This is a genomic window from Pseudomonadales bacterium (genome assembly GCA_013215025.1).
GTDB lineage: Bacteria > Pseudomonadota > Gammaproteobacteria > Pseudomonadales > DT-91 > DT-91.
The window spans coordinates 1-5298 of record JABSRR010000186.1 but is presented as its reverse complement, the minus strand read 5'-3'; the positions used below and the strand labels follow the sequence as shown (position 1 = coordinate 5298).

Annotated in this window: 4 protein-coding genes; all 4 read left to right on the top strand. The window is 49.9% G+C overall.

What is annotated here, in order from left to right; all coding sequences use genetic code 11:
- On the top strand, positions 1-857 hold an 857-nt coding region (gene cysM / locus HRU21_11325), incomplete at its 5' end, for a cysteine synthase CysM (GenBank protein NRA42879.1).
- Positions 858-931: 74 nt separating this feature from the next.
- The gene (gene relA / locus HRU21_11320) at positions 932-3181 is read left to right on the top strand and encodes a GTP diphosphokinase (protein NRA42878.1); all 2250 of its coding nucleotides are present in this window, start codon (positions 932-934) and stop codon (positions 3179-3181) included.
- Positions 3182-3241: 60 nt separating this feature from the next.
- Positions 3242-4078 carry a nucleoside triphosphate pyrophosphohydrolase gene (mazG, locus tag HRU21_11315; GenBank protein NRA42877.1) on the top strand — a complete coding sequence of 279 codons (837 nt, stop codon included), beginning with the start codon at positions 3242-3244 and terminating at the stop codon, positions 4076-4078.
- A gap of 206 nt (positions 4079-4284) precedes the next feature.
- Positions 4285-4929 (top strand): adenylate kinase, encoded by a 645-nt coding sequence (gene adk / locus HRU21_11310; protein NRA42876.1) that lies wholly within the window; start codon positions 4285-4287, stop codon positions 4927-4929.
- The last annotated feature ends 369 nt before the right edge of the window (positions 4930-5298 follow it).

Genomic DNA, 5298 nt, shown 5'->3' with positions numbered 1-5298 from the left:
CGTTAATTCGCCTGCAGCGAATCAACGCTGGCAACAACAATATCATCTTAGCCAAGCTCGAGGGCAATAATCCTGCCGGCTCGGTGAAAGACCGGCCGGCGCTAAGCATGATTCAGTATGCTGAGTCGCGCGGCGATATCAAACCCGGCGATACCCTGATTGAGGCGACCAGCGGCAATACCGGTATCGCGCTGGCGATGGTAGCGGCGATGAAGGGTTACCGCATGGTGCTGATTATGCCCGATCATATGAGCGCTGAACGTAAACAATCGATGTCTGCTTACGGTGCCGAACTGATCGAGGTGAGCCAAGCAGAGGGTATGGAAGGCGCGCGCGATCTGGCATTAAAAATGCAAGCCGAAGGCAAGGGCTTGGTGCTGAATCAGTTTGCCAATCAGGACAATCCCTTGGCACATTATCAAGGCACTGGCCCCGAAATTTGGCAGCAAACCGGTGGTAAAGTCACGCACTTTGTCAGCTCTATGGGCACCACGGGCACGATTATGGGCAACTCGCAATACTTAAAAGCGCAGAATCCTGAAGTGCAAATTATTGGCCTACAGCCTGCTGAGGGGGCTTCGATTCCGGGAATTCGTCGCTGGCCGCAAGCGTATTTACCCAAAATTTATCAGCCGCAGCGGGTCGACCGAATTATCGATATACACCAAGACGCAGCAGAACAGACCATGCGTCGGCTAGCCAAGGAAGAAGGTTTGTTTTGTGGCGTATCATCGGGCGGTTCAATTGCTGGCGCTTTGGAAGTGGCAAAAGACTGCGAAAATGCGGTGATTGTCGCGATTATTTGCGATCGCGGAGATCGCTATCTGTCGACTGGCGTGTTTCAGTCGCCTCACTAATGGATTAGTACGAATACAGGCTATTTGCTCAGAGATTATCTATTGATGCTGAGCGCAATGAGAAAGAGCTGACTATGGTTCAAGTTCGAGATGAATACCCCTTGCAGCATGACGGTGGCGTCGATATTGCTGCTTGGATAGGTCGTTTGCCTATCGCCGACCAGCTTAACCCCAGTGCTCAGGCGCTGCTTGAGCAAGCCGCATTTACAGCGCAGCAATATCACGGTCATCTGTCATCGCTGGGTGATTCTTGGGGCGAGCGCTATAGCTGCTTTTACACCGGCTTAGAAATGGCCGAACTATTAGCCGACTTAAACCTCGATGTTGATACACTCAGTGCTGCGCTGCTCTATCGCGCGGTGCGCGACGGCTTTATTGAGCTGGCGCAAATTCAAGCTGAATACCCTGCGATGGTGGCAAAATTGATTGGCGGGGTGCTGCAAATGGCCGCCTTATCATCCTCCGATGCGGTATTTGAAGAGCAGGTGCTTGGCTCGAAAGAAGCGCAGCCTGAGCATATGCGTAAAATGTTGGTGGCTATGGTTGACGACGTGCGGGTAGCGTTAATCAAGCTGGCAGAGCGTACCTGTGCAATTCGAGAAGTTAAAAACAATGCCAGCCGTCGTCACAAGGTGGCGAAAGAGGTGTTTGAGGTATATGCACCTTTGGCGCATCGCTTAGGTATTGGCCATATCAAGTGGGAGCTAGAAGACCTTAGCTTTCGCTATTTGCACCCCGACGAATATAAGCGCATTGCCCATCAGCTGGATGAGCGCCGCCTCGAACGTCAGCAGTATATCGATAATGTGATTCAACAACTCGACACCGAGTTAATCGATGCCCGCATTGAAGGGCAAGTGAATGGTCGGGTAAAGCATATTTATAGCATCTGGCGCAAAATGCAGCGCAAAAAACTCGACTTCTCGCAAATCTACGATATTCGAGCCGTGCGCATTTTGGTCAAAGAGATCCGCGACTGTTATACCGTGCTCGGTATTGTGCATACGCTGTGGCGTGCCATCCCGAACGAATTTGACGACTACATAGCGCTGCCAAAAGAAAACGGCTATCGCTCGCTGCATACTGCGGTATTTGGTGAGGGCGGCAAAGTTGTTGAAATCCAAATACGCACCTTTGATATGCATGAAGAGGCCGAATTTGGGGTTTGCGCACATTGGCAGTATAAAGGTGCCGACGCTGCCAGCAGTGCTGGCTACGAAGAAAAAATCGCCTGGTTAAAGCAGGTGTTAGATGAGCAAGAAGAAGACAGCAGTAGCCTATCTGTTGAACTTGAGCAGGTTAAGCAAGATAAAATCTATGTATTTACCCCTCAGGGCCATGTGGTCGAGTTAAGTCAAGACGCCACGCCGCTGGATTTTGCCTACCGCGTACACACTGAAATTGGGCACAGAACCCGCGGGGCAAAAGTTAACGGTCGTATTGTGCCGTTAACGCATAGCCTTGAAAATGGGCAACAGGTTGAGGTGATTACTGGCTCAGAGCCTGAGCCTTCGCGCGAATGGCTGCGACCAACGCTTGGCTATATCAAAACCTCGCGCGCTCGCGCCAAAGTAAAGGCCTGGTTTAAAAAGCAAGATCGGTCAAAAAATATTGCTACCGGTAAAGCGCTGCTGGATAAAGAATTTAAACGTCTGGCCTTAACCGGAGTCGATGTAAAGGTCATTGCTACCGAGCTAGGCTTTGCCATTGTTGACGATATGTATGCAAGCGTTGGTGCCGGTGATAAGGGTACCGGCCAAATCGTGCGCCTTGCACAGCAGCTGCTGGAGTCGAGTGGTGCCACCCAGTTTGAACTATCGCCGCAGTGGCATACGCGCAGCCGCCAAGTAGCGCGGCAAGACAATAGCGTTGAAGTATCCGGCACCGGTAATATGCTGACGCAAATGGCCAGCTGTTGTCAGCCGGTGCTAGGTGACGATATTGGCGGCTTTGTTACAGTAGGTCGTGGCGTGTCGGTGCACCGCCAAGATTGCCCGCAGTTTTTACACCTCTGTGATAAACACCCCGAGCGCATTATCGAAGTAAGCTTTGCGGCGCAGGCGGCTAAAACCTGGCCAGTGGATATCGCGATTGTGGCGTATGATAGGCCAAGGCTTTTATCAGATATAACCTCAATGTTAGCGAACGAAAAAGTAAATGTGTTAGCGATTAAAACGCTATCCAATACCAGTGAAAATACCGCCGATATGCAGCTTACTATAGAAGTTGAAGGTATCGACTGGCTAAGCCGCATCATGGCTAAAATTAGTCATATGCCGAATATTATTTCGGTTAATCGTTTGGTCGGCGACAGTTTACTGTGATTATATGCCTCGAAATAGTCACGTTTAGGCCAACAATCTCGAGTACCCAGCACGCAAACTATGTATACCATTGACGATCTAAATTATTTGATGGCGCGCTTGCGCAAGCCAGATACCGGCTGCCCTTGGGACCTCAAACAAACGCTGATTTCTATTAACGACTCCACTATCGAAGAAGCCTATGAGCTGGTCGATGCGCTGCAGCAAAGTTTTGCCCACAATGGCAAGGCTGATCAACAGGTGTTAGAAGAACTGGGTGACGTACTGTTTCAAGTGATTTTTTACGCCCAGTTGGCCAAAGAAGAGGGCAGCTTTCAATTTGCCGATATCGTGCATGTGCTGTGTGAAAAGCTGATTCGTCGCCACCCGCATGTATTCCCTGATCGTGAACTGTATGCCGAGCACAGTGAACCTGTGAGCGAAGCTGAAGTGAAACGTCAGTGGGAACAGATTAAAGCCGAAGAGCGTGCCGAAAAAGCCCAGCTGCAGCAGCAGTCCGCGGGTTTTTTTGATGATCTGCCGCGTGCATTACCGGCGCTGAAGCGGGCGCAAAAAATTCAAAAGCGCGCCGCCAATATTGGCTTCGACTGGCCGAATGCAGTAGCTGCTTTAAGCAAAATTGATGAGGAGCTGGCTGAGCTTAAACAGGCCCTCGATACGCAAGATGCAGCTGCATCAGAGCAAGAGCTAGCCGATCTGATCTTCAGCTGTGTCAATGTTGCACGGCATCTGCAGGCCGACGCTGAAAGTCTGCTAGAGCAAGCCAATCAAAAATTTATGCGGCGCTTTGGCTATATCGAGGCGCAGCTAGCTCAGCAGGGCACAAGTCTTGAGCAAGCGAGTCTGGTCGAAATGGACAGCCTGTGGGAGCAGGCTAAGCGACAGCCAGAGTCGTGATCTGCTCAGTATTTCAGCGACTTTGTAGCTACAGCATAGCTAGCCAGCTTTAAATCACGCTAAATCTCGAAATTAGACTTGTCTGCCTAATCGCAAGCAGGTATGGTTGCCGATTCTTAAAATATCAGGCCTCAGGCATGGCCTATGCGACGCCATTATTGAAATCAGTTGCTGTCATTGACTGAGCATGTTGAGGAGTTTGTATCATGCGTCTTATCCTATTGGGAGCGCCCGGCGCCGGTAAAGGCACACAAGCGCAATTTATTTGTGATAAGTATAATATTCCGCAAATATCGACCGGCGACATGCTGCGCGCGGCGATTAAAAATGAAACCCCGTTGGGGCTGCAGGTTAAAGATGTGATGGCATCTGGCGGTCTGGTTTCAGACGATATTATTATCGCGCTGGTGCAAGAACGCATTGCTGAATCAGACTGTGCAAATGGTTTCTTGTTTGATGGTTTTCCGCGCACTATTCCGCAAGCCGAGGCCTTGGTAGCAGCCAATGTCGAGCTTGATGCGGTGGTAGAAATTGACGTTGCCGATGATGAAATTATTAAGCGTATGTCGGGTCGACGTGTACACCCAGCATCCGGTCGCACCTATCACCTAGTCTATAATCCGCCCAAGCAAGAGGGCAAAGATGACGTCACTGGTGAGCCATTGATTCAGCGTGAAGATGATGCCGAGGCAACCGTGCGCAAGCGTTTAGAGGTCTATCATCAACAAACAGCACCACTGGTTGGCTTTTATAAAAATCTTGAAGGTGCAACAGCGCCAAGCTATCAGTATATTGCAGGGGTTGGCAGCGTCGAAGATATTCGCGATGCCGTGTTTGCTGCACTAGCTTGATAGTGTTAAACATATACTTAAATAAGCAATAAACTCAGTGTTATGCTGATAAAAGAGCGAGGCTCAGGTTGTGATAATCTGAGCCTTTTTTATATAAGCGCAGCTGGGTTGCTTATTTGAGTACGGGCCAAAATTCATCGGCTGTTTTATTGCTTGGCTAAGTTATTGCCCGGCTGGGTAATTGCTTGCCTAGTATGTTGCTCGGGTGAGTAATTGCTTCGTGTAGTCGGTATGGCCTTTGCGGCTTGCACTTTAAGCCCCGCCCTTAAGCCTTGCCCTTAAGCCTTGCCCATAAAGCCTAGTTGTTAACACCCAGTGCTTTGCGCGTTGCAATCACAGATGCTTCAGTGTTGAATATACCCGGTTAAT

Bases quoted from the DNA above. Each gene is read 5' to 3' on its own strand.
- relA (NRA42878.1), top strand. From the start codon at position 932: ATGGTTCAAGTTCGAGATGAATACCCCTTGCAGCATGACGGTGGCGTC.
- mazG (NRA42877.1), top strand. From the start codon at position 3,242: ATGTATACCATTGACGATCTAAATTATTTGATGGCGCGCTTGCGCAAG.
- adk (NRA42876.1), top strand. From the start codon at position 4,285: ATGCGTCTTATCCTATTGGGAGCGCCCGGCGCCGGTAAAGGCACACAA.